Annotated in this window: 23 protein-coding genes and 1 pseudogene; 16 read left to right on the top strand and 8 right to left on the bottom strand. The window is 70.7% G+C overall.

Translation table 11 applies throughout. The annotated features are described in order from the left end of the window. The first annotated feature begins 48 nt into the window (after positions 1-48). The 5 genes from I8N68_RS15350 (at position 49) to I8N68_RS15370 (ending at position 4,497) form a co-directional block, all read left to right on the top strand. Complete coding sequence (locus tag I8N68_RS15350; protein WP_200210650.1) at positions 49-1,296, top strand: MalY/PatB family protein; 1,248 nt, start codon at positions 49-51, stop codon at positions 1,294-1,296. Between the two features lie 115 nt (positions 1,297-1,411). Continuing rightward, positions 1,412-2,182 (top strand): dimethylargininase, encoded by a 771-nt coding sequence (gene ddaH, locus I8N68_RS15355; protein ID WP_200210651.1) that lies wholly within the window; start codon positions 1,412-1,414, stop codon positions 2,180-2,182. Positions 2,183-2,313: 131 nt separating this feature from the next. Beyond that, positions 2,314-3,156: a PhzF family phenazine biosynthesis protein gene (locus I8N68_RS15360; RefSeq protein ID WP_200210652.1), complete on the top strand. Its 843-nt coding sequence runs from the start codon at positions 2,314-2,316 to the stop codon at positions 3,154-3,156. A gap of 281 nt (positions 3,157-3,437) precedes the next feature. Next, complete coding sequence (locus I8N68_RS15365; protein ID WP_200210653.1) at positions 3,438-3,623, top strand: hypothetical protein; 186 nt, start codon at positions 3,438-3,440, stop codon at positions 3,621-3,623. Positions 3,624-3,942: 319 nt separating this feature from the next. Then, positions 3,943-4,497: a hypothetical protein gene (locus tag I8N68_RS15370; protein ID WP_200210654.1), complete on the top strand. Its 555-nt coding sequence runs from the start codon at positions 3,943-3,945 to the stop codon at positions 4,495-4,497. Positions 4,498-4,550: 53 nt separating this feature from the next. Here I8N68_RS15370 and I8N68_RS15375 read toward each other — a convergent pair whose 3' ends face one another. Beyond that, entirely contained in the window at positions 4,551-4,700 is a 150-nt protein-coding gene (locus tag I8N68_RS15375) for a hypothetical protein (RefSeq protein WP_200210655.1), read from the bottom strand. Between the two features lie 567 nt (positions 4,701-5,267). Here I8N68_RS15375 and I8N68_RS15380 point away from each other — a divergent pair. The 3 genes from I8N68_RS15380 (at position 5,268) to I8N68_RS15390 (ending at position 11,497) form a co-directional block, all read left to right on the top strand. Beyond that, the gene (locus I8N68_RS15380; protein WP_307812836.1) at positions 5,268-6,554 is read left to right on the top strand and encodes a low temperature requirement protein A; all 1,287 of its coding nucleotides are present in this window, start codon (positions 5,268-5,270) and stop codon (positions 6,552-6,554) included. 667 nt (positions 6,555-7,221) lie between these two features. Further along, on the top strand, positions 7,222-8,790 hold the full coding sequence (locus tag I8N68_RS15385; protein WP_200210656.1) for an SWIM zinc finger family protein: 1,569 nt from the start codon (positions 7,222-7,224) through the stop codon (positions 8,788-8,790). Further along, positions 8,783-11,497: a DUF6493 family protein gene (locus I8N68_RS15390; protein WP_200210657.1), complete on the top strand. Its 2,715-nt coding sequence runs from the start codon at positions 8,783-8,785 to the stop codon at positions 11,495-11,497. The genes I8N68_RS15385 and I8N68_RS15390 overlap by 8 nt, the downstream gene beginning before the upstream one ends. A gap of 80 nt (positions 11,498-11,577) precedes the next feature. Here I8N68_RS15390 and I8N68_RS15395 read toward each other — a convergent pair whose 3' ends face one another. Continuing rightward, a complete protein-coding gene (locus I8N68_RS15395; RefSeq protein ID WP_200210658.1) occupies positions 11,578-12,438 on the bottom strand; it encodes an aminoglycoside phosphotransferase family protein in 861 nt (286 codons plus the stop codon). A gap of 631 nt (positions 12,439-13,069) precedes the next feature. On the opposite strand from I8N68_RS15395, the gene I8N68_RS15400 reads away from it, so the two are divergent. Then, positions 13,070-13,411, top strand: coding sequence for an ArsR/SmtB family transcription factor (locus I8N68_RS15400; RefSeq protein ID WP_200210709.1), 342 nt, complete (start codon positions 13,070-13,072; stop codon positions 13,409-13,411). A 204-nt stretch (positions 13,412-13,615) separates the two neighbouring features. Here the strand turns inward: I8N68_RS15400 and I8N68_RS15405 are convergent, their stop codons facing one another. Next, positions 13,616-14,467 (bottom strand): SDR family NAD(P)-dependent oxidoreductase, encoded by an 852-nt coding sequence (locus I8N68_RS15405; protein WP_200210659.1) that lies wholly within the window; start codon positions 14,465-14,467, stop codon positions 13,616-13,618. Between the two features lie 199 nt (positions 14,468-14,666). Here I8N68_RS15405 and I8N68_RS15410 point away from each other — a divergent pair, with 199 nt between their 5' ends. Continuing rightward, the gene (locus I8N68_RS15410; protein ID WP_200210660.1) at positions 14,667-15,143 is read left to right on the top strand and encodes a MarR family winged helix-turn-helix transcriptional regulator; all 477 of its coding nucleotides are present in this window, start codon (positions 14,667-14,669) and stop codon (positions 15,141-15,143) included. Between the two features lie 299 nt (positions 15,144-15,442). Here the strand turns inward: I8N68_RS15410 and I8N68_RS15415 are convergent, their stop codons facing one another. From I8N68_RS15415 to I8N68_RS15425, 3 genes are read right to left on the bottom strand one after another with little or no spacing between them, the layout of a single operon-like run. Beyond that, a complete protein-coding gene (locus I8N68_RS15415) occupies positions 15,443-17,182 on the bottom strand; it encodes a multicopper oxidase family protein (protein WP_200210661.1) in 1,740 nt (579 codons plus the stop codon). Then, complete coding sequence (locus I8N68_RS15420) at positions 17,179-17,631, bottom strand: DUF6220 domain-containing protein (protein WP_200210662.1); 453 nt, start codon at positions 17,629-17,631, stop codon at positions 17,179-17,181. Before I8N68_RS15420 ends, I8N68_RS15415 begins: the two co-directional genes overlap by 4 nt. Positions 17,632-17,640: 9 nt before the next feature. Continuing rightward, positions 17,641-18,636 carry a carboxymuconolactone decarboxylase family protein gene (locus tag I8N68_RS15425; RefSeq protein ID WP_200210663.1) on the bottom strand — a complete coding sequence of 332 codons (996 nt, stop codon included), beginning with the start codon at positions 18,634-18,636 and terminating at the stop codon, positions 17,641-17,643. A gap of 143 nt (positions 18,637-18,779) precedes the next feature. Here I8N68_RS15425 and I8N68_RS15430 point away from each other — a divergent pair, with 143 nt between their 5' ends. Both I8N68_RS15430 and I8N68_RS15435 read left to right on the top strand, forming a co-directional pair. Then, positions 18,780-19,910 (top strand): sensor histidine kinase, encoded by a 1,131-nt coding sequence (locus I8N68_RS15430; protein ID WP_234039748.1) that lies wholly within the window; start codon positions 18,780-18,782, stop codon positions 19,908-19,910. A gap of 76 nt (positions 19,911-19,986) precedes the next feature. After that, a complete protein-coding gene (locus tag I8N68_RS15435; protein ID WP_200210665.1) occupies positions 19,987-20,649 on the top strand; it encodes a response regulator in 663 nt (220 codons plus the stop codon). A 308-nt stretch (positions 20,650-20,957) separates the two neighbouring features. Here the strand turns inward: I8N68_RS15435 and I8N68_RS32825 are convergent, their stop codons facing one another. Continuing rightward, a complete protein-coding gene (locus tag I8N68_RS32825) occupies positions 20,958-21,170 on the bottom strand; it encodes a DUF1737 domain-containing protein (protein WP_200210666.1) in 213 nt (70 codons plus the stop codon). Between the two features lie 293 nt (positions 21,171-21,463). Between I8N68_RS32825 and I8N68_RS15445 the strand changes: the two genes are divergently transcribed. The 4 genes from I8N68_RS15445 to I8N68_RS15460 all read left to right on the top strand — a co-directional run bounded on the left by I8N68_RS15445 (position 21,464) and on the right by I8N68_RS15460 (position 23,704). After that, complete coding sequence (locus I8N68_RS15445) at positions 21,464-21,904, top strand: VOC family protein (RefSeq protein WP_200210667.1); 441 nt, start codon at positions 21,464-21,466, stop codon at positions 21,902-21,904. Between the two features lie 90 nt (positions 21,905-21,994). Then, positions 21,995-22,372 (top strand): hypothetical protein, encoded by a 378-nt coding sequence (locus tag I8N68_RS15450; RefSeq protein WP_234039749.1) that lies wholly within the window; start codon positions 21,995-21,997, stop codon positions 22,370-22,372. A 144-nt stretch (positions 22,373-22,516) separates the two neighbouring features. Beyond that, on the top strand, positions 22,517-22,912 hold the full coding sequence (locus I8N68_RS15455) for a VOC family protein (protein WP_200210668.1): 396 nt from the start codon (positions 22,517-22,519) through the stop codon (positions 22,910-22,912). 201 nt (positions 22,913-23,113) lie between these two features. Beyond that, positions 23,114-23,704: a DinB family protein gene (locus I8N68_RS15460; protein WP_200210669.1), complete on the top strand. Its 591-nt coding sequence runs from the start codon at positions 23,114-23,116 to the stop codon at positions 23,702-23,704. A gap of 540 nt (positions 23,705-24,244) precedes the next feature. Here I8N68_RS15460 and I8N68_RS34215 read toward each other — a convergent pair. Further along, positions 24,245-24,298: pseudogene (locus I8N68_RS34215) on the bottom strand (hypothetical protein); the annotation flags it as partial. Positions 24,299-24,314 lie beyond the last annotated feature (16 nt).

The following is a 24,314-nucleotide window of genomic DNA, read 5'->3' on the forward strand; positions in this document are numbered from 1 at the left end:
TCTCGGCGCCCGGCTGTGACGTCGACCGTACGGCTTAGGGTGGGCGGCATGGCAAGCCCTGGCCCCTCCGCCGACGGCCCCGCGGCCCGGAATCCGCTCACCCTGCTCACGCTGGACGAACTCCGGCAGCGCACCAGCGTGAAGTGGCGCATGCACCCGCCCGACGTGCTCCCCCTCTGGGTCGCGGAGCTGGACGTACCCCTCGCTCCCCCGGTGGCCGACGCGCTCCGCCGCGCGATCGACCTCGGTGACACCGGTTACGCGCACGGGACGGCGTACGCCGAGGCGCTCGGGGACTTCGCCGCCCGGCGCTGGGGCTGGCACACCTTCCGCGTCGACCACACCAGAGTCGTAGCCGACGTGATGATGGGCATCGTCGAGGTACTCCGGCTCGTGACCGACCCCGGAGACGCGGTGGTGGTCTGCTCCCCCGTCTACCCGCCCTTCTACGCCTTCGTCAGCCACGCCGGCCGGCAGGTGATCGAGGCCCCACTCGGACCCGACCTGCGGATGGACCCCGCCGCTCTCGACGAGGCCTTCCGCCGGGCCCGGGCCTGCGGCCGCCGGCCGGCGTTCCTGATGTGCAACCCGCACAACCCGACCGGCGTCGTCCACCGACGCGACGAGCTCGAGGCCGTCGCCGAACTGGCCGGCCGGCACGGCCTGCGGGTGATCTCCGACGAGATCCACGCCCCCCTGGTGCTCCCCGGGACGCAATTCACCCCGTACCTCACGGTGGCCGGCGCCGAGAACGCGTTCGCCCTGACCTCCGCCTCGAAGGCGTGGAACCTCGCCGGCCTCAAGGCGGCGCTCGCGGTCGCCGGGCCGCAGGCCGCCGCCGACCTCAACCGCATGCCGGAAGAGGTCGGCCATGGACCCAGCCACCTGGGCGTCATCGCGCACACCGCCGCGTTCCGCGCCGGCGGGCAGTGGCTCGACCTCCTCCTCGACGGGCTGGACGCCAACCGCACGCTGCTGGCGACGCTGCTGGCAACGCACCTCCCATCCATCACGTACCACCGTCCCGAGGGCACCTACCTCGCCTGGCTGGACTGCACCCGGCTGGGCATCGCCACCGAAGCGCCGGACGGCGAACCCGGCGTGGCCAGCGAGGTCGCCGGGCCCGCCAAGATGTTCCTCGACCGCGCGCGGGTCGCGCTCAGCTCCGGGCACGTCTTCGGCACCGGCGGGGCAGGCTTCGTACGACTCAACTTCGCCACCTCACCCGCGATCCTCACCGACGCCGTCACCCGCATGGGCCGGGCAGTCGACGCGCACCACCCGTCGGCGGGCTGAGCCCCCGGTCCCAGGTGCTGTGCCTCCATGACCCGGCGCTGGATCGACTGGGCGCGGCGCGAGCTGCTGCCTGCCCTGCTTGAGCTTGGGTGACAGGCGCAGGCAGACTGGCGGCATGAAGCGAGGCATTGCTCTGGTCCGGCCACCCAGCGGCCGGCTGGCCGAGGGGCTGGTCACCCACATCGAGCGCAGCGACGTGGACGTCGCGCGGGCCCGGCGTCAGCACGAGGCGTACCGGGCCACGCTCGCCGAAGCCGGCTGGCAGGTGCGCGAGGTCGCCCCCGCCGACCACTGCCCCGACTCGGTGTTCGTCGAGGACACCGTCGTGGTCAGCGATGGCCTGGCGGTGATCACTCGGCCGGGCGCGCCACAGCGCCGTCCGGAGATCCCCGGCACGGAGAAGGCGGTACGCGACGCCGGGCTGGAGGTCGTGCGCATTGAGGCCCCCGGGACGCTGGACGGCGGCGACGTGCTGCAGGTCGGCACCACCGTGTACGTGGGCCGAGGCGACCGCACCAACGGTGCGGGCGTCGCTCAGCTGCGTGCCCACCTGGCGACCCGCGGGCGCACGGTGATTCCGGTCCCGCTGCGCGACGTGCTCCACCTCAAGTCGGCCGTGACCGCACTGCCCGACGGCACCCTCCTCGCGCTGCCGGAACTGCTCGACGCGACCGCGCTCCGGCAGCCGGTGCGCACGGTCGACGAGGAGGCCGGCTGCCATGTCGTACCACTCGGGGATGACCTCGTGCTGCTGGCCGCCTCGGCGCCGCGCACCGCGGCGCTCGTGGCGGACCTCGGCTTCACACCGGTCGTCGTCGACATCAGCGAGTACGAGAAGCTTGAGGGCTGCGTCACCTGTCTGAGCGTGCTGATCCCCGGCGTCTAACCGACGCCCCAGCCGGACTCGGTCGCCGGCAGAACCAGAGGTAGGACCAGCGCCGAGGGCGGACCGCGCTGCGCCACGAGGCGTGGATTGGCCCTCGCCATTGCTGGTCCTTCACCCGTAGGGTCATGATCATGGAGATCCTGCGCTACGCCGCCTTCAGCTCCGATCCGGCGGGCGGCAACCCGGCCGGTGTCGTACTCGACGCCACCGGGGTCGGCGATGCCGAGATGCTGCGGGTGGCGGCTGACATCGGGTACTCCGAAACGGCGTTCCTCGTGCCTCACGGCGCTGGGCGCTTCGGGGTGCGCTACTTCAGCCCGTTGGCCGAGGTGCCGTTCTGCGGCCACGCGACCATTGCCTCGGCTGCCGCCTACGCCGAGCGGCACGGTCCGGGCGTCCTGCATTTCGACACCCGCGCCGGCCTGGTCGAGGTTTCCACCAGCGTGGCGCCGGACGGCACGACCACCGCAACGCTGATCAGCGTGGAGCCGCAGACCAGGCCCATCGCTGCCAGTGATCTCAAGGCGCTGCTTGCGGCGCTCCGCTGGGCACCAGGCGACCTCGACGCGGCGCTACCACCGCGAGTCGCCTTCGCCGGCGCCTGGCACCCCGTCGTGGCCGCCGCGAGCCGACAGCGGCTCGCCAACCTGGACTACGACATGAACGCGCTGGCCACGCTGATGGCGCAGCGCGACTGGACGACCATCGACCTGGTGTGGCGGGAGTCCTCTCAGGTATTCCACGCGCGCAACCCGTTCCCACCCGGGGGTGTCGTGGAGGACCCCGCCACCGGCGCCGCAGCCGCGGCTTTCGGCGGCTACCTACGGGAGCTGGGGCTGGTCGCGCCACCCGCGACTGTCACCGTGCACCAAGGTCAGGACTTGGGCCGTCCCAGCGTCCTGACGATCGGGATCCCCGCCGAACCGCGAACCGGCATCGCCGTGACCGGCACCGCCGTTGTCCTTGCCAGATAGCGACGCGACACTGCGCCACCGAAGCTGCGCCTGCCTCCGAATTCCTCCCGGTGGGCCACAGACGGCGTACCTCCGCTCGCCTACCCCCTGGTCCTCCGCTCCGCCACCTGACCGCCACACCCCCTCGCTCAGGTGGCCGAGCGGCGAGTCCGCGGATTCAGGAGGGCACCGGGATCGGGCCGCGTCGGCCTGCGCCGCTGACCTCTGCCCCCTGCCCGACCGTTTGGATTGTTAGGCTCCGCGCCATGTTTTTCGGCGATGCAGACGCTGACCTGCGGCAGATGGCCGACGATCCCACCTTTCCGCACCGCGATGCGGCCCGGCACGCGGTGCGGTTCCGGGCCTCCGGCGACGTGGCGGACCTGGTCGCCGTGCATGACGATCCGCACCCGTGCGGGATGACCGACGTGGTGTTAGCCCTGGCGGGATCGAAGCGGCCCTGGCTGAACTGGGTGCCGGCCGAGTGAGGCGATCAGCAACGTCGCTAACGAGGTCGGTGGCCGCCGGGCGCGCGGCGAGCAGCTGGAGGTCAGCGGCCTAGGGCTGTCCGCGGCGGAGCCGGCCAGCCCCATAACCGCCTGCCGCAGGATCGCCGGCCCGGTCGACATCGGCATCGCCGAGTTCCCGGCCCCCGACATCCGGACGCCCGTACGGCCCGGTCGGTACGCGGTCTGGCGGTACGACGGCATCGAGCCGCTGCCCGCCGGGCCGGCGCCGTCGGCCGCCGCGGTCCGGCTGCTGCAGGAGGTCGCAGGGGAACCGTGGCAGTCGCCGCTCTCGGGGTACGTGAAGGCCGCCCCGCTCGGCGAGCTGCCGCTGGACGACCTGCTCGGGCTGCTCGCCCACCTGCCCGGCCCGCCGGACACCGCGCGCTGGCAGCACCTGGCCAAGTCGACGCCGACGTACTGGTATCGGCTCCTGCAGCCATGGGTGTGCCTCGGCATCCTGCATCACGCAAAGGACGAGCCGTGGCCGACCTCGACCCGACGCGAGGTGCTGGTGGACCTCGCCTTCGGCGTCGAGGACTGGGTCGCCGACGCGGCGCTGTTCGCGCTCGTCACCGCCGCGTACCGGGAACCGGACCTGCGGGAGGAGGTACGCCAGCTCGTCCGGGCCCGGCTCGACGCGGCTGTGGCGGCGAATCGGGTGGTCACGATCGAGGAGTCGCTGGCGCAGCTGATGATCGTCACGCCCGGTTGCCGTCAGGACGACCGGGCGCTGGCGACGGCCGTGTTGGCCCGGGCGGCGCAGGACGACGACGAGGACGAGGAACCGGCGCCGGCACCGGCACCGGCATCGGCACCGGTCGCGAAACGTCGCTGGTGGCAGCGGGGCCGCTAGGTGGCGCGAGTCGTGGAAGCGCAAATCGCCAGGCGCCATACGATCACCGCGAATCACGCAGGTTTGCTCCAGGCGCGGCGTTTGATGCGGATCTGGGCGATGAGGCTGATGAGCGCGAGGAGGACAGTCAGTGCCGTGTAGCAGACGACTGCCGGCACCTCGCCGAGCGGGCCGGCGAGCTGGCCCTCGATGACGATAGGCACTCCAAAAGCGACGTAGGAGACGACGTAGATCCCGCCTACGACTCCCGCGCGCTGGTGCGCTGCCGCGAGCGGGAAGATGAGGCGCCGGGCTGCGGTGAAGGATGCACCGAAGCCGACGCCGGCGATGGCCTACCCGATGATCATGATTGCCAGGCTTCCGGCGAACACGCCACCGATGATGCCGATGGCCCGACGATCGACGCGTAGCTCCCGATGGTCATCGCTCGCCGAGGGTTGACGCGTCCGAACGATAGTCCGATGACGGCCGATACTGCTGGCGCGATGAACCCGGCTAGGCCGTTGAGCAGGCCGCTGTCCAGGTGGAAGACGCTGCGCACCATGCTCGGGGCCAGCCCCCTGAGAGGCCTGCGAGCATCCAGACGGCCGCCCCGCCTTCCGCGTTCGGTACCGACCTGCATCTGGAACTGGACGGACCCGGGCTGCGCGCAGGCTCACCGACGCCCTGCGGGAGGCCGTGCGCACGGGGCGTCTGGTGCCCGGCACCCGGCTGCCGTCGTCCCGTTCGCGTAGGCGGGCAGCAGCGACCAGCGCTTTGGGGGCCTCGGAGTGGCAACTTGGGGCATCGTCTTGTCGGCACCCGGAGGCGCGGCGGCGTGCTACGAATGCTTCAACGCGGGCAAAAGCCACAGGATGGGCGAACCGATGACGACGAGTAGGGCCGGCGAGCTGCTGCGCAAACCCGGGGATCCGCAACGGGCAACGTTCCTGGAGCTGTTCTTCGACCTGGCGTTTGTCTACGTGCTCACCCAGCTCTCGCGCGTGCTCAGCCAGGATCTGACGTGGCACGGCGCCTTCTACACGTTGGTGTTGCTGCTGGCGGCGTGGTGGGTCTGGTGCAGCACGGCGACGATCCCCGACAGGTTCGACCCGCAGCGGCCGGCGATACAGCTGCTGGTCATCGCGACCCTGGTCGGCAGCCTGGTGATGGCTGTCGCCCTTCCGGCGGCGTTCGGCGCGCAGGGCCTGGTCTTCGCGGGCACGTACGTCGCCATCCAGATCGGCCGCAGCCTCGTCCTTCTGATCGCCCTGCGGGGCCACGAACTGCAGCGCGGCGCCGGACGGGTGCTTATCTGGTTCTGCGTATCTGCGGTGCCGTGGATCGCGGGGGCGCTCGTGCACGGCGCCGCCCGTGAGGCACTGTGGACGTTGGCGGTAGCCGTGGACTACTCGGCAGGCAAACTCCGCTACCCCACGCCAGGCCTGGGCCGCTCGCCCATGTCGGAGTTGCCGAGCGTGGCCGAGCACCTAGCCGAGCGCCACCGGCAGTTCTTCATCATCGCGCTCGGCGAGTTGATCCTGGTCTCCGCTTCGACCTTCGGCGGCAACGGCTTCGCGCCCGACCGGACCGCGGCGTTCGTGGTGTCGATCGCCACCACGGTGCTGCTCTGGCGCATCTACATCTACCGCGCCGGGGAGTTGTCGGCCGCAGCCATCTCGGCATCCCGAGACCCAGCCCGCCTTGGCCTATCGGCATTTTATGCCCACCTGGTCATGGTGGCCGGCGTCGTCGTCACCGCCGTCGGCGCCGAACTCGTCATCGCCCATCCATCCGGGCACACTCAACCGGCCTGGATCGCCGTCATCCTCGGCGGGCCCGCGCTGTTCCTGGCCGGGCGTGCCCGCTTCGAGTACGCGGTCTTCACCCGGGTATCCCGGGATCGACCGATCGGGCTGCTCGCGTTGGCCGCCCTAACACCGGTAATGCTCCTCGTACCGCCGCTCATGGCCGCTCTCGCCGCCACCGCAGTCCTAGCCGGGATCGCCATCTCCGACGCGACCCGCGCCCGAGGACACCCACCCGAGCCGCCGTCGCCACCAGGCGGACCATCGTGACCGGTAGCGGGTAGCGGCCCCCGGGCGGTTCTGCCATGACCCGCGCACGGGCCAGCGCTAGGACAGCTACCGCCTCAGCGATCAGGCACCCCGCGAGGGAGGCGAAGAGCTGAGGCTGAGCATCGAACAGTAAGCCCTGGGCGGCCACCCACCACGCGAAAAGCGCGATGGCGACTGTCGTTGCTACGAGCGGATAGCGCAGGTTCTGCCTGCCAAGCAGCCCAAGTATGACCACCGCAGCTATGGGCAGTGTCAGAGCGTAGTAGGGCAGGTAAACAGTGAAGTTGGCGGCGAACCGACCACCGGCCTCTAGGTCGCCCCATGCCTGTTGGTTGTGGGGAGAGAAGATCAGGCCGTAGCCGAGCGCACCCCAAGCGACTGCCACCATCGAAGCGGCTAGTCCTCGCCATGCACGTCGGACCGCGTCGCTCGATGGTGAGTTCTGCACGCGGGAGACGATAGTCGTGCGGTGAATGCTTTGGACAGGCTCGGCTGCGTAGAGCGGTCGCGATGGTGGCACCCTGTTCAGCTCACCCGGCTGCTGCCAATCTGCTGCCGCATCACCAGCCCCAAAGGCGGCACATTCGTCAAGGGAGCCCCCCAGCCGATCGTCCTGAGGTTGAGAATGAGCAGGCGCGGCGGCAAGGCCGCCCTGGCGGCTCGGCCTATGGCCGATGAGTACCACCTGCCCGCCGGCCCTATGTCGCCACTCTTGCTCGTGCGTGACGACAGGGCGCGCACCGTCTTGCACGACACCAAAGAAATTGCCAGAGCACCCGGATTGGGGATGACTTTCGTCCATCCGGCTGCCCGTGGGGACAGCGCGGTTGGAACATCGCGTGGCACGATTCGCTGCACCCCGAGCGGTACTCCCGGAAGGATCAGCGATTTGAGCGCGACGGCGCCCGCCCTGGATACCCGGATCTATCGCCACGCGTCCGGTCTGTCGGACGGTAACCTGGCCCTCGCCACGTCTGCGCCGGATCGGGTGACCGAGCAGACTTTTTTCGCCGGTTTCGTGCGTACGCCGCGGGTGGTCGCCGGTGGCCTGCTGGCACTGGCTGATATCGCGGGTGCGGACTTTCGGCAGGCCCGTACCGACATGGCGCGCGGCCGGGACCCGGTGGTCACCGGAGACAGCGAGCGGCTGCGGTTTGAGGCGCTGTCGACGTGCGGCGGTCTGTACGGCCGGCTGGACCTCACCGCCGCCGAGCTTGATGGCGCGACAGTTGGGCGTGGCACCACCAACGTGGACATCAACCCTCCCTTGTACGAGTCGCTGACCCGGGTCGGCGGCGAAGACCCGTTGCGCATGTCGGTGGGCGATGAGGAACTCGCCGTGTCGACGCTTGACGGCAAGGTCGTCGAGAAGCGAGTGCCGCTGCCGGCGCGCTGGCTGCGCGGGCTGGCCGAGGTGGCGGCGCACGCTCTGCCGATGGACCCGCGGCTGGAGATCCGCGCCGGGCGTGCCGTCGCGCTGCTGGCCGAGATGTCGGCGCGCACCGGCCGGCAGGCCCGCTGGCTGGTGCCGGCCGGATCTGGGTGGCGGTCCACCACTCGGCCGGGTCCCGGCGCCGTCTGCGTGGCCGACGGATTCCGGCTGTCGGTGCTGCGGCCGCTTCTTCCCCTGGCGCGGACGTTGACCCTCTACGCACCGCCGGTCACCGGCGCACCCGCCCAGGTGAGCGGCTGGGTGCTGGACTTCGGCACGGCCCGGTTCACGCTGCTGCTGTCGACCGCCGTCAGCCAGGGCTTCGCCGGCGACGGCCAGTTGCTGGCCGACCTCGGGTCCGGGTCCGCCGTCGCCGACGCCGACGCACTGGATGCGCTCCTGGCCGTCGATCCGGTCATTGACCGCGCGTCGGTCGCCGCGCGTACCGGTTGGGACGCCGTCCGGGCCACGTCCGCCCTCGCCGCGCTGGCCACCGCGGGCCAGGTCGGGTACGACGTCGCGGAGGCGTCGTCGTTTCACCGCCCGCTGCCGTACCGAGCCGACCTGGTCGCCGCGCTGCACCCGAGGCTTGCCGCAGCCCGGATCCTGACGACGACGGGCGGCGTGGTGGTGACCGCAGCCGGCGTCGAGGTGACCTCCGGTGAGTCCACGTACCTCGTGCATCGACGCGGCGATGAGTACGCCTGCACCTGCGCCTGGTGGGCCGAACACCAAGGCCGGCGGGGGCCGTGCAAGCACGTCGTGGCAGCCATCATCGGACAGACGGGACAGCAGGGTGAATGACGTCTGGCGCGACGTGTGCGCGCGGATCGACGACGCCGATCTCGACGCGCTCGCCGAGCTACTTGCCGGTCTGGACGCCAACGGGCGGGCAGCGCTGCTGCCGATGCTGGAAGGGCACACCCCGACGCGCGCCGTGCCGGAGCCGGTAGTCCCACCACCGCCGGAGCCCGAGCCCGAGCCCGAACTGCCCACCAGGGGCCTCTTCGCCTTCGCATTCATAGTGTCCAAAGACGACAGCCCGCCGCCCCGCGACCTCGACGGCCTCCGCGCGTACGCCGGCCGCCAGCGGCTGCGCGAGCGCGAACGCCGGTGGGCCCGCGACAAGTGGCACCTCGAGCGGCAGGCGGCCCAGGCCGCCGCCCGGCTGACCGAGCGCCGCCACGCCGCCCTCGCGATGGCCGTCGTCGCGTGCCTGCCGACGGCCACAGATGCGGTCAAACGCCTGCACCGCCCGTGGAGCGCCGGCCCGTCGCTGCGGGTGGTGCCCGAGGTGGTGCCCGCCCTGCTCCGCGTGCGCGGTGCGGCATGGGGCGCTGCCCTGGCCCGCGGCATGGCGCGCCGCGCGGGATCCCGCAGCCGGACCACGCCGTGGCCGTTCACCGAAGCGCTCATGCGGGCCGTGGGCACCGAGCCACCGGACACGCCCGGCGCTGTCGCACGGTACGTGGAGCTGCGGCGCCCTTCACTCGCCTCCTACCTCGCCGCCGATCCATGGTTCGACCACGTACTGCCGTACCTCTTCGACGAGGACCGGGTGGCCGCTGTGTTCGTCACCGGCGTGGCCCGCCGTGACTGGCCGGCGGCGCTGATGGAGTTGGCGAGCAGCGGGCGCGTCGACCGCGAGGTGCTCATCGCGGGGTGCCTACGCCGCCTGCGCGCTGGCGGACGCAAGGGACTGCTGCAGCCATACCTCGACATGCTGAAGCAGTTGGCGCTGGGCACCGACGAGCTGGCCAGGCACCGGCAGGAGCTGACCGGCCTGCTGACGGCACCGATGTCGACGGTCGCCGACTACTCGTACACGTCACTGCAGACCTTGCACCGGACGTCCGAACTGGACCGGGCCACCCTGGCCGAGATCACCCAGGGCATGCTGTCGCGCCCGGAGAAGAAGCTGGTCCGCGCACATCTCGCTTGGCTGCGTAAGCTTCCGCTGGAGCACCTGGTGGACGGGCTGGTGGTCGGGCTGCACCATCCGGTGCCCGAGCTCGCCGAACGCACCGTCGACCTGATCGAAGCTCGGTTGCCAACCCTGTCCGAAGCGTCCCGTGAGCGGTTGAGGGCCGAAGTCCCCTCGCTTGACGGTGTCGCCGCGCAACGACTCGCCGCGCTGCTCGGCATCGAACCCCCCGCCCCCGTGCCCGCCCCCACCCTCGTCGCGGAACCACCGGCCGAGATGCCGCCACCGCTGGACCTCGGCGCGGTCGCCGGCGAGCTGGCGATCCTGCTGCGCCGGGGCGACGACGACCCGATCCGGCACGAGCTGGTGCTCGACGGGCTGGTGCGCGCGGCCGGCGGGGACCGGAACACCGCCGCTCGGGTGCTGGAGCCGTTGATCCCGCAATGGCCCGGGCTCTGGCCGGCCCTGGTCGCTGCCGCCATTGGACGCGACGCGCCACCCCATCCCGGGTACCACCCGCGGTACCGCACGGAACGGCATCCGATGACGCTCTTCGTGGAACGCCGTGTCGCCGAACTCACCGCGCGGCTGGTCACTGCCCCGCCGGTGGCGCTGCTGGCCACCCCGGCCACGGTCGCCGGACACGTCGACCCGGCCCGGGTTCTCGGCCTCCTGCTGGAGGCAGAACGCGACGGCTGGCAACCTGGCGAAGCCGACCTGACGCAGGCCATCCTGCGCCTGCCTCGCGTGGTGGACCCCGCCGTCCGGGCGGCCGCCGCGCGCCTGGTCTCGCCGGCCGGCCGCCGGTTCGCCGCCTGGCTGGCCACTCCCGCCGAACCGCGGACCTGGGTCGAGGAGGTCGGGCACCAACCGTACGTCTCCAGCCGACGGATCGCGATGCTGGACCCGGCCGGCCTGCCGGCCGAACTCGCCGATCCGCGTAGTGCGGCCGAACGGGCCAGGTCCGCCCGGAGCGCACCAGCCGTGGCCCTGTGGCCGATGATCGCGCCGTCGCACCGCGAGGCGATGGCCGCGCACATCCAGCCATTCGTCGCCGCAATCGTGGACCGCGGCAACCCCGGCACCGGTTTCCTCGCGGGGCTCGCGGCGGCCGACGGCCCGGCCGGCCCGGCGATGTCCCTGACGATGGCGTACGCGCTCGCCAACCACCGGCGAGCCGTGCGGCTAGCAGCCGGCGACGCGCTCATCGAACTCGCCGCCCGCCCGGGCTGGAACAGCACGGGTGTCGGGGCGGAGGTAGGGACACTCGCCGCGGCAGACCGGATCGTACTGCAGCGGGTCGTCCAGCCCTTGGCCGAGGCGCTCAAGGCCGGCGCCCGCGATACGGTCTGGCAGGTGACGTCCGCGGCGCTGCCGGTCCTCCTGCCCGCCGGACCGCGCCCTGGTCTGGCCGACCTCGTCGACCTCGCCGCGAACGCCGCTCCTCGTGGCGGCCACTCCGCCGACCTGCCCGGCCTGGCCGCGCTCGCCGCCAAGCCCGGCCGCAACCGCCTCACCGAGGCCGCCCGTCGGCTCGCCGCGTCGGCGGCAGATCCGCACGTCTCGATCGTGGTGGAGGGACGTTAGTTGGGTGCCCGACTTCCCAGGTCTCGAAGTGCGTGCGCGGGTCCATTGAGCGCGCGTGGTCACTCGGCTGGCGGTGGCACTCACACCAGTTCGGCGATCACTGCGCGGACCATTCGGCGGCCGTGCTCGGCCATTCGCGGGAAGGTATGCCGGTAGTAGTCGATGCCGGTCAGCGACGGTGCAAGGGCCCAGCCGCAGGCGCGGCGCCAGGTGGCGTCGTCGTACCCGATTGCCTCCCGGTAGGCCTCCCGGGCCGCGCCGGTGAAGGTCCATAGCGCCGGAGCCACGTCCGGCGCCGGATCGCCGACACCGAGTGCGCCGAAGTCGATGACCGCGGCCAGTCGGCCGCCGTCGGTGATCAGGTTGCCCGGTTGCAGATCACCGTGGATCCATACGGGGTCCCGGTCCCAGTCGGGAGCAGCCAGGCAGGCGTCCCAGGCCGCCTCGGCCGCGGTCACATCGAAGCCATCGTCATGCTCGGCGAGCCGGGGCAGCACACGGCGGACGCCTTCATCGGCGTGGATGAGGGCGGATCCGCGGGAACCAGGTGGCTTGAACGGACCTCCGGCCGGATCCACCCCGTGCAGGGCGCGAACGAAGGCTGCCACATCGCGGGCCAGGAGTACATCGTCGCAGCCAAGCCTGGGAGGCGTGCTCCCCACGACCCACGGCACCACGGTCCACCGCCACGGGTACCCCGCGCCCGGCTCGCCCACGTGAAGCGGAACTGGAATCCGCACAGGCAGGTGGGACACCAGCGAGGGCAGCCACCGCGCATCGGAATCGGCCTGGTCGACCGCCCAGGCAATCTTGGGCATACGGGCGACGAGTTCGTTGCCGATCCGAAAAAGTACGTGGTCGGTGCCCTCCAACTCGTCGGGTAGGGGTGTCACAGGAAGGTCGGCCCACTGCGGGCACTGGGCCGCCACCAGGCGGCGCACCTGCCCGACGGTGGCTCGGATCTCGTCATCATGGATGGGCACGGCTGGCACGGTAATGCGGTCAGGCGGTGTGGTGCGAACCGATTACGTGTCCAGCGCCGACGCACCCGAAGGACTACGCGCTGGGCCCGCGGCCGCCCGGCCGAGCGCCCGGTAATGGGCCTGACTGATCATTTTGGGGGCGCGAGCGGGACGTCGACGACATCCCGGAGCGCGCCGCTACCTGCCGCGTCCGCGCAAGGCGATCGACGATGCCCGGTCGGGTGGCATTCCCGTGATCTACGTGGTCATCGGGCTCCTCCCCGGTTACCCGGAGATCAGCACCCGCGGCGTAGCTCCCGGAGGGACTCGGCGAGCCGGGCGACGGCGTCGGGAGCGCTCCCGGCACGGGCTCGCGGTCGTGTTGCGGGCCACCGATCGGGCGTACAGGCGCTGACACGTACGTGTCACGCGGTCCCAGCGTCCATGACGCCTTGAGGATGGGCAGTGGCTGCTCGTAACCTCGCCGCCCCGGCCCCAGCATTGCTCGGGTCCGGCCTCGCGGTCGCCATCGGGGTGCTGGTCCCGGTTCCACCGGCCCATTGATGGTGTTGGTGGAACGATGGAAGACGTGCGAACTACGAAAACAGCTATGCCTGCTATCTCGCCGCTTGCTGGCGAGCCGATCAAGCGTGCCGATGCCGAGCGGCTCGCGGGAGTGCTGAAGGCATTCGCCGACCCGGCCCGCCTGCGACTGCTCAGTCTGATCCAGTCCGCTCCAGAGGGCGAGGCGTCCGTGAGTGACCTCACCGCGCCGCTTGGTCTCTCCCAGCCGACCGTGAGTCATCACCTTCGGATCCTCACCGAGGCCGGCCTGCTCGAGCGCGAGAAGCGCGGCGTCTGGGCGTACTACCGCCTGGTGCCGTCCGCGATCGCGGCGATCGCCGACCTGTTGACGCCGCCCCGCAAGCGGGCGACGAAGAAGGCCCGCTGAGCGGCACTGCCGAGGGCCGCACCGTCGTACCGGGCTGGTGCTGGGGATCGCCCTGCTCCTCCTCCCACGACTCCTAGGTGGGGTCGGTGGGACGACACCCGACTCACCGTCACCCGCACGGGGATGACGACCACCGCCTCATCGACGTCAACCCGTACGGCATTCGGTTCCTCGCGGTTGGGGCGCGCGCACCGCCGCCGAGGTCTACCTGGCTACGGGGTCGAGGAGCTGCTGGGTTTCGTACCAGAGTTGGGCCTGCACGCTCGGGTCGTTCCCGGGTGGCGTGGGCTGGAGCTGGCGGGTTCCGCGGACGGTGTAGTAGCCGCCAGTGCGTCCGGTGAAGCGGGGGTCGGTGGCGAGGGCGACGATGAGGCCGGTGCCGCGCGCGGGGTCGCCGATCCTGAGCCGGCTGAGGACCTTCTCGAGGATGCCAGCGAAGCGGAGCTCGCGGCCGAGGCCGGTGGTGTTGAAACCGGGGTCGAGGCAGTTTGCGGTGATGGTGGTGCCGGCGAGACGGCGGGCGAGTTCCATCGTGAACATGATGTCGAGCAGTTTGGTCTTGCCGTAGCGCTCGGATGACCCGCGGGCGCTGAACGGGCTGGTGTCGGTGAGATCTTGTGGAATCCGGAGGGTTCCGTGACGGCGGGAGGCTTCGGACGCGACGTTGACGATCCTGGCGGCGGGGGCTCGCTGAAGTGCGGGCAGCAGTGTGTGGGTCAGTAGCCAGGGGGCGAGGTAGTTGACGGCCACCATTTCGGGGTAGCCGTCGGGGGTGGTGCGTGGCTGGAAGGCGTGGATGCCGGCGTTGTTGACGAGTACGTCGATGTGGTCGTAGCGGTCGGCGATCTCGTGGCCGATACGCCGGACGTCGTCGAGCCGGGTGAAGTCGCCGAGGAATGCGTCCACGCGGTCGGCGCCGATCTCCTGGCAGGTCTGTTCCGCCTTCTGTTGGCTGCGGGCGGTGATGATGATGCGGGCGCCCTGTTGGGCGAGTTTGATGGCGGCCAGGCGGCCGAGTCCGCTGGTGGCGCCGGTGACGACGATCGTGGGTTCCATGACGCTCCAGTTCAAGGTTTGTCGGTGCCGGCTTATCCGGTGACGAAGGGGTGGTCAGCTTCGACGGCGTCGGCGGCGCGACGCCGCCAGCGACGGCGGACCACTGGCTTCAGGGGTCCGGGCAATGTCCGCGGCCACCAGCACCTCCTCTCAAAGTAGTTTGCTGATGCCCATTACCGTAGCTTGATATGGTGGAGATATGCAAACCACCTCATCGCCTGGGAACGAGAGCCGGCACAAGATCGAGCTGGCGCTCGGTGAGCGGATCAACGCCCTCATCAGCGCGACCCGGGCGTTGAGCGAGCGCAGCGCCGCCCACTTCCATCCCCGCCTGCAACCGGCCGCGTTCCACATCGCGCGCTGGCTCTACGCCTTCGGGCCAGCACGGCCCAGCGAGGTCGCCGAGGCCGTCGGAATGGACCGCAGCTCCACCAGCACCCTGATCGGCAAGATGCGATCACTCGGCTTGCTGGACAGCTCACCGGCCCCGGACGACCGGCGCAGCATCATCGTCCGACTCAGCGCAGAAGGTCGGCAACGGGTCGCGGCAACTCTCGAAGAGCGCGGCAAGGAGTTCTACACCCGCACGCAGGACTGGTCGACCGACGATCTCGCCCGGCTCGTCGAACTCCTCGGGCGCCTCACGGCCGAACGATCATCCGAGACGGAGAGTTAGGTCCTGAGCTCGAGGGATCCGCGGCGATGGTGTCCCAGTCCGAGCCGAAGGCGTAGAGGTCGCTGGAAGCGCCGGCTGCCTGTGGTTGGGGACCGGCTGTTGCTGTCTCAAGATCGGGTCGATAACCCCCATCCCGCGCTCACCAAACTTCGCGACTACCTCGACTCCAGACGAACGGACACACCCGACACCGAGGTCTGGAAACCGAGATGGGAACATCGATCAGTCCCACATTCATGAGCCGGCGGTAAGGAGCAACGGCTTGCCCTGAACGGCTCCGAACGCATCCCAACGGAGGATCACGAGTACATCAGGTGCAGCGTCATCCCGGCGTCCGCGTGCGCCAGATTGTGGCAGTGGTTGGCCCACATTCCTGGGTTGTCGGCCCGGAACGCCACCTCCCACACGTCGCCGGGGCGTACGTCGAAAGAATCCAGCCACAAGGGACTTCCGGCCGCCGGCATTCCGTTGCGGGACAGCACCAGGACGTGATGGCCGTGCAGATGCCACGGGTGCACGATCTGAGACCTGTTGACGATGGTGAACTTGACGACGTCGCCGAGGCGTACGACCTGAGGCGGGATGTCCGGATCGGCCGCGCCGTTGACGGTGTGGGCGTATCGCGGAAGCAGTCCGTGCAGGTCGAGGCCGCGGTCGAGAACGAGGGTGAACTCCTTGTCGAACCGGGACCACGGCACCGGAGAACCGACGCCGTAGGTGAGCGGATCCAGCACCGGCCACGCGGCGGTCGCCGCCGACACCGGTCCGGTCGAGTAGACCGCCCGTCCGTCGACGAACAGCGCCACCGGCGTAGCGGGCGCGGCGAACACCAGATCGTAGCGACCCCCGGCCGGGATCAGCACGGCGGTGTCCACAAGCGACGTCGAGCCCTGCAGGTCGGATCCGTCGATCGCGGCGACCCGGAACGGAGTCCCGGCCAGGGCGTACCGGTGCGTCGTGCTGTCGGTGTTGACCAGCCGCAGCCGCACGGGGACCCCCGCCTCGACCGGCTCCGCTCTCGGTGCCGGCAGCGGAAGGCCCGCCAGCGTGTGCACCGGCACCGTGACGTCGACGCCGGTCACCGGCGCGGGGCGCACCACCAGGACGCCGTAGAGCCCCATCCGCACGCCGGCGTCGGATACCGCATGCGTGTGGTACCAGTACGTCCCGGCCTGATCGGCGCGGAAACGATAGACGAACTCCTGTCCGGGCAGCACCGCCGCCTGCGTCACGCCGGGCACTCCGTCCTGACCGTTCGGCACGTCGTACCCGTGCCAGTGCAGCGTGACGCCCCGCGCGATGTCCCGGTTGCGCAGCGTCACCTCGAGGACGTCGCCGACGGTGGCGGTCAGCTCCGGCCCGGGAACCTGCGCGTTGAACGCCCACGCCGCGACGTCCCGGCCACTCACGCTCACCGTGGCGGTCCCGGCCGTCAGGGTGAACCGCCTGGTCGGTTCGTCAGCGGTCCGCGCATCCCGATATCCATGATCATGTGGTACGCCGGGCGCAGCGTCCGGGGCGACGGCCAGCCCGGTTCCGGTCAGCAGCGCCGCGACCGCCACCACGAGGGCCGCCCGGGACACCGTCCGGGACGGGCGCGCGCCGAGGACGCGCCACGAGACCGCGGTCGCCGCGACGACCCCGGCGACCGCGAGCAGTCCCGCGCCCGCCGACGCCGGATAGCCGTGCAGGACCGTCACGAGCAGGGCGCTGCTTACGGCGTACCCGGCGAAGAGAAGCGGGACCGTGACGGACCGGATGTCGCCCGGGGCCCGCAGCAGCCGCGGCCCGGCGACGACCACCGCCGCGAGCGACAGCGGGGCGGCGATGAGGACCTTCTCCGCCGCGAACCACCAGCCGGCGCGGGCGAGCGCGGTGATCGTGATCGCGCGGGCGAGCGTGGCGAGCAGCGCGAAGGCGGCCAGTCCCAGCGCGAGCGGGCGGCGCCGGGCGGCCGACGCGGCGCCGCCGCCCAGCCATCCGGCGGCCGCGAGGACCGCGATCACGAGGTCGGCCGCGAGCAGCGAGCCGACGGTCATGCCGGCTCCCCTTCCCGGACGGCCACCTGGGTGGTGCCGGCCGGCGCCGGGCGGGCCAGCTGTCGCGCTGCCCGGAGGACGTTGACCACGACGTGCACCGCGATGATTCCGTTGACCGCGTGCAGCCCGGCGATGGTCAGGCCGAACGGAGTACTGGCGCCCGCGGCGTCGGTGGACCCGTTCGCGAGCCCGGCGATGAGCGCCTGAACGACGACAAGGCCGAGCGGCAGGGTCGCCAGTCCGACGAGCCGACCCGGCGCCTTGGCCAGCGCGGCGAACAGGATGGTGAGCAGGGTGAGAACGGGGATGACCGCCATCCCGGTGACGCTGTGCAGCGCATATGCGCCGTCGCCCGCGGGTTTGGTGAACGCGCCCACGGCGGCGAAGACGAACTGCAGGGCGAACGAGACGAGCAACAGAGCGCTGACGATGACGAAGGCTTTGCGCATGGTGACCTCCTAGAGGTGAGCCGAGGACAGTGCCCGGGCGACGTGATCGGTGGCCGTGATGGCGCCGTAGGCGACCAGCCGCACGAGGTCGGCGTCTGCGTCGGCCGGATGGGAGAGCCGCCAGAGGGCGACGTCGCCGGCGCTGATCGCGCTGGGCGCGAACGCTGCCAGCAGCGCGATCCGCGTCCCGATGCGGTCCGTGCCGGGCACGTCCCGGACCAGATCAACGGCCCAGTCTGCGGGCCGGGCCGGGAACTTTCCGTTCTCCCAGCGCACGGTGGCCGTGACGGTCTGGCGAGCCACGTCCCCCAGCAGGTCCCCGCCTCGCATGGCGGCGCTCCGCAACGACGCGTACGCGACCCCGACCGGGCTGTCCCCGGCCCAGTCCGGTGTCGCCGTCGCGCCGGCGTCGAGGAGCGGGAGGCTGCGGCCGGGCTCCTTCAGCTCCCGGGCCGTCCTGGCGTAGAGCCGGCCCCCGACTGACCGCACCAGCGGGGAGCGCTGCAGGCCGCCGGGCAGCAGATCCGGGTCGAGCAGCGCCGAGACGACCCGGTTGATGAAGTGGAAGGCGAGCAGGGTGCCGGTGACCTCCGGGCGGTACGGGCTGGTCCAGCCGGCGGCTTTGGGGCTGCGGCTCGCCTCGGCCCAGGCGACGAGCTCGGCGTGCCTCGGCTCCGGTGGCGTCCCGCCCCGGGCAACGACCTCGGCCAGCTCGTGCTCGCCCAGCGCGTGCAGCAGCATCACGTGGGCGTCGACGCAGAACCGGCAGCGATTGGCCCGGGACACCGCCGACGCGACAAGCTCGCGGTCGACCCGGGACGCCTCCCCGGCGAGCAGGGCCTCGCGCATCAGCGCCCAGGTCGCGGCCAGCACCTCCGGCACGGCCGAGAGCACCTGGAAGGTGGGCACCGGCCCGAGGAACTCGTCCCGCAGCTGCCGGTAGACCTCCGCGGTGACACCGGTCGCCGCCTTCGCCGGAGCGGGGGTGAAGAAGCGGTATGTCATGGGCTCGATGCTTGCCTCGGCGGGCCGGGAAAGCATCGTGCCGGCGCAGGCACTTGCCCGACCGCCGATACCACGTCCGCAGTACGCCCTTCTACCGCAGACGCCAGATGCTCCCTGATGACGGCCCGTTCTACAGTTCGACCATGCGCCGCGATCTGCCGTACGTCCTCAGCGGCCTCGCCCTCGGCGCCCTCCTGCTCGGCAACGCCGCGCTCGCGCCGGACGCCGCAACGGTTCGGGCGGTCGACGTCGCCCTGGTCCTGGTCATGGCGGCGGCCCTGGCGGTGTGCCGGCGTTACCCGGTGGTGGCGTTGAGCGTGGTGACCGCCGCCATGCTGGCCCTCCACGTTCGGGTACACGCCGGGGTGTCCGCCGCGTTCGCCGTTCTCGGCACGGTCTACGTCGCCGCCTGGCGAGGACACCGATTGGCCGCCGGCCTGGCCAGCCTCGTCTTCCTCGGCGGCTTCCTGGCTCGCGACATCTCGGTCGCGCCCGCCGGCCGGCCCGGTCAGCAGATCGTCGAGCGGAGCGCCCTGCTGCTGGGCTGGTTCCTGGCGGCCAACGTCGCCGGGCTCGTCGCGCGGCAGCGCCGGGCGTACCTCGAACAGGTCGAGCAGCGGGCGATCGAGGCCGAACGCACCCGCGAGGAGATGGCGTTGCGTCGCGCCGGGGAGGAGCGCCTGCGCATCGCCCGGGACCTGCACGACTCGCTGACCCACAGCATCTCCGTGATCAAGGTGCAGGCCGGGATCGCCGTGCACCTGGCCCGCAAACACGGCGAGGAACCGTCGGCCACGCTGCTGGCGATCCAGGAGGCCAGCAGCGCCGCGATGCGGGAACTGAGGGCCACGCTGGACGTCCTGCGCTCGGCCTCCGACGGGGACCGCGTCGGGCTGGCCCGGGTGGGCGAGGTCGCCGAACGGACCCGGGCGGCCGGCGTACCGGTGCACGTGACCGTCACCGGTCAGCCCCGGGACCTGCCCGCCGAGGTCGACCAGGCCGGGTATCGCGTCGTCCAGGAGGCCCTGACCAACGTTGCCCGCCACGCCGGCCCCGCCACCGCGCAGATCCACCTCGAGTACGCCCCGGTACAGCTGACCGTCTCGGTGACCGACGACGGCCAGGCGTCACCGGTCCGGCCGGTGACACCGGGTGTGGGCCTGCGCGGCATGCGGGAACGGGTCACCGGACTGGGCGGCACGCTGCAGGCCGCCGCCCGAGACGGCGGCGGGTTCGCGGTACGGGCCACGTTCCCGCTGGACGGTCCAGCATGACCGAGCGCTTGCGCGAGGTCCAACCAGCTCAGTCCGCCACGGATCGTGGCGGCTCCGACCGGAGGGAGGAGCCGGCATGATCCGGGTCCTGCTCGCCGACGACCAGGCTCTGATGCGAGCCGGATTCCGGGCATTGCTCGACGCCGAGGACGACCTGGAGGTCGTCGGCGAGGCCACCGACGGCACATCGGCCGTCCAGCTGTCGCGACGCCTGCGCCCGGACGTCGTGCTCATGGACGTGCAGATGCCGGGACTCGACGGCATCGAAGCCACCCGGCGCATCGCCGCCGATCCCGACCTCGCCGCGGTCCGCGTCCTCATCCTCACCAACTACGGGCTCGACTCCTACGTCTTCGCCGCACTCCGCGCGGGCGCCAGCGGGTTCCTCCTCAAGGACGCCGACCCCGCCGACCTGCTGCAGGCCGTCGCCGTCGTGGCTCGCGGCGACGCGCTGCTCGCCCCGGCCGTCACACGTACGCTCATCAGCGAGTTCGTGGCCGGCCCACCGCCGGCAGAGCCGGCGGCCGGACGCGACGTGCTGACCGCCCGAGAACAGGAGATCGTCGAGCTCGTCGCCCGGGGGCTGAGCAACGACGAGATCGCCTTGCGCATGGTGATCAGTCCGTTGACCGCCAAGACACACGTCAACCGGGCGATGACAAAGCTGCACTGCCGCGACCGTGCCCAGCTGGTCGTGTGGGCGTACGAGTCGGGACTGATCACGCCGCGTCGCCGGTGACACCACATCGTCGTGCGCAAACGACAACGGCGACCGCGCCGTGTGACGCTGCGGCCACGGAGGTAGCGCGCCCAACGTCATGCCGGCGTGATCGACGCGCAGAGCGACCCTGCAGCTCAGGAGGCCAACGAGCCGCAGGAACAGGAAGGCACCACCGAACAGCACCGAGAGCCAGGCCGCCGCCAGCCGGGTACGAGCTCGACGTGGGTGCGCCCCGGCCGAGTCGTACTAGCCACCCGACGGTAGGTATGGACGGTGACGAGTGCCTCGCGGACGCCGCGCTCTGTCAGCGGCATGAGGGTGTGTCTCTATCTGGCGCTGCCCTCGGACGCCTCGGGGCTAACGCAGTGCGGCAGCACCAACGCTTGAGCGGCGATGACGCGTCCACCGTTGAAGGTCAGCGCCGGCGACCCATACAGCTGATAACCCTGGTCGAGCAGGCCGCTGACGCGGGCACAGAATTCAGCGTCATCGGGTCCGGTGATAAGGCGGTAGCCGAGCGGCTCAGAGAGATCTGACACCGTCGCATTGTGCCCGCCCGGCTATGCCTGCGCCCAGACCCGGCTACCACTCCGTCTTCGCCGGCCGCACGACCAGCGGCAGATGAGTACACGCCGACGATCGCCTACGTGAGGGCTTCAGGGGCCGGCGGGCGTACCGCTTTCGTCTGCAGCGGTACGCCCGGCGCGTGATGGGCACCGCCGCGTCACGAGGTTCCCCCGCAGCAGATGGTGCACAGTCTGTCGAAAACGCCCTGGCGGCTTCGTCTCAACAGTGGACCTGGCCACCGTGGTCGTACAGAAAGGAACCCAGCATGGCGATCCAGCGGATGGACAACGTCCTCATCGTTGTCGACGACCTCGAGGCTGTAATTGCGTTCTTCGTCGAACTTGGCATGGAGCTGGAGGGCAAAGGGCCAATCGAGGGACGCTGGGTGGAGCGTGTCATCGGGATCGACGACGTCCGGCAGGACGTCGCTATGCTGCGCACCCCGGACGGCCACGGTCGAATCGAGCTGGCGATGTTCCATACGCCGAAGGCGATCAGCGCCGAGCCGAAGGATGCACCAGCGAATACGCTGGGCATTCGTCGCATCATGTTCGCCGTCGACGACATCGAGGACGTGGTCGCCCGCCTGCGTGCCCACGGCGCCGAGCTCGTCGGCGAGCTGGCGCAGTACGAGGACATCTATCGTCTGTGCTACGTCCGCGGCCCGGAGGGCATCATCGTCGGACTGGCCGAGCAGCTCAGCTGAGGTCTGCCGACACCCGATCGCTGTTGCCTGTCGCGGTGGGCCACGAGGGCGCGGAGCATCCTCATCGCCGGAGCGGGCGGGGGGGTCGACGTGTACGCCGGCCTGCCCTTGGCGTTCGCCCTGTGGCGCGGCGGCGCACAGGTGCACCTGGCCAACCTGTCCTTCTCCGAGCTCGAGTTGATCGACCGGGAGGCGTGGGTAGCGGAGCACGTCGCGGCGGTGCAGCCGGACACCACCAGCCCGGACTGGTACTTCCCCGAACGCACGCTGGCCCGATGGTTGGCGGCTCAGAAGCTACCGTCGACCGTGTACGCCCTTCCTCCGCTCGGTGTCCAGCCGTTACGGGCGGCGTACCGGCACCTGGTCGAACAGCTCAACGCGTACGTCCTGCAGCCAGCGCACGTACCGTTCGATGTCCACCCGCGCCGCAGCCAGCGGGTCGAAGTCCTGGTCGGTGCACCAGCGTAGGAAGACTCGCAGGTCGGACTCGGTACGGACGCGAGCCTGGCCACGGTAGCGGCCCAGGAAGGCGGACACCGCGGCGCAAGTTGAGTACGTTGCTGGGGTCGCAATCCGCTCGATCGTCTCGGCAGGTCCTGCAACGATGCCCGAGTGACTTCCTTCATCTCCCATACCAGCGTCGACTGTGCCGATGCGTATACCTTGTGCCGCTGGTGGCAGGCCGTCCTCGACTACGTCGAGGACCCCGATGATCCGAACGAGCCAGGACACGAGGAATGCATGATCTTCTCTCGGGACCGGACGCATCGTCTGCTCTTCATCGAGGTGCCAGAGTCAAAGCAGGTCAAGAACAGAATCCATTTCGATCTGCGCCCAGTCGAAGACTCACGCGATGCCGAACTAGCCCGACTGATCGAGCTGGGTGCGACCACCGTCGATGACCGACGCAACGCAGACGGAACCGGATGGGCGGTGCTCGCGGATCCCGAGGGTAACGAGTTCTGCATTCTCCGGAGTAACGCCGAGGTTGCTGCTGGGCCAACATGACCCCGCCCCACGCCGTCGTACCGTGCTGTCACCCCCGGCGCGCCCATCGGCACGACCGGACGTTGACCTGCTCAACGCGCTGTGACGCTGCGTGGGGCGCGGTCGGCGGCAAGTGAGGATGCCCACCCGTCCAGCTGAGCGCTGATCCTGCGGGCGACACCTCGCACGAATGGCTCGGGCGCATAAGGAAGACTGGCAGGCATGGCTGATTTGGGCGACCCGAAGGCTGCGCTGCACCACTACCTCCAGGCGACTCGGGATGACCTGATCTGCAAGCTCGACGGGCTGAGCGAACGCGAGGCCAGACTGCCCCGCACCGCGACCGGCAACAACCTGCTGGGAGTCCTCAAGCACTGCCTCAATGTCGAGGCCGGCTACTTCGGGCCTACCTTCGGGCGTGAGTTCCCGACACCTGAAGAGCTGGTCCCCATGGACGCGTACGAGGAAAATCCGCAGGCAGACTGGTACGCGTCGGAGGGCGAGACGAAGGATGGGCTGATCGACCTGTATCGCCGTGTCGGGGTGTTTGCGGATCAGACGATCGAACAGCTACCGCTCGACGCGTCGGGGCGGGTGCCGTGGTGGCGGCCAGGTGGACAGGTCGTGACGCTGCAAAGGATCATCGTCCACGTGATCTGCGACCTAGCCCGTCACGCAGGTCACGCCGACATCATGCGCGAGCAGCACGACGGGGCGATCGGCTTGCGCCCGGAGAACACCAACGTCCCCAACGACTATGACTGGCCGGCGTACGTCACCAAGCTGACGAAGCTCGCTGACCGGTTCGGATAGCCGCCCGGCCCCGTCAAACCGGCGGTGAGTCCGCATCCGCTCACCGGCGTGACAGCGCACGGCGCCAGGCGCTACCAACGCGCGGACAGCGACATTTCGGATGCTCGAATACGGCTGTCCACCCGGAGTGTCTGACCGAGTCGGATCAGCACTGTGAGACAGCCTTGCTACGCCGTCGCCAGCAGGGACATGCAGGTAGAGATGCGGGTTGTGTTGTTCGTTCCCGAGGGGTCCGGGCCGGCCGTAGCGACGCCGTGTCGGCGATCCTGCCCAGCCCGGTGGCCAGCAGGCGGGCCACCTTGTCGGCCCGACGACGGGTCGCAGGACGGCCTGCTTGGCTCCGCCACCGTCACCCAAAGATGACATCCGGTGCGAGGATGTCGGGCAGACTCTGCAGATCGCCCGTTTCGCCCGCCCGCCGGAACGCATCGAGCGCGTATCGGGTCTCGGCCGCAGAAACGATCTCACACGGCCGGCGCGAGCGACGTGTGCTCGTGCCCGGTGCGCGATCTGGTGGACCGCGGCCCGGCTCTTGTCGACGGCACCGGCGATCTCGTCGTACCCGACATCGAACACCTCGCGCAGCACGAACACGGCCCGCTCGAACCCC

Source organism: Micromonospora coerulea (assembly GCF_016598485.1).
GTDB classification, from domain to species: domain Bacteria; phylum Actinomycetota; class Actinomycetes; order Mycobacteriales; family Micromonosporaceae; genus Micromonospora; species Micromonospora coerulea.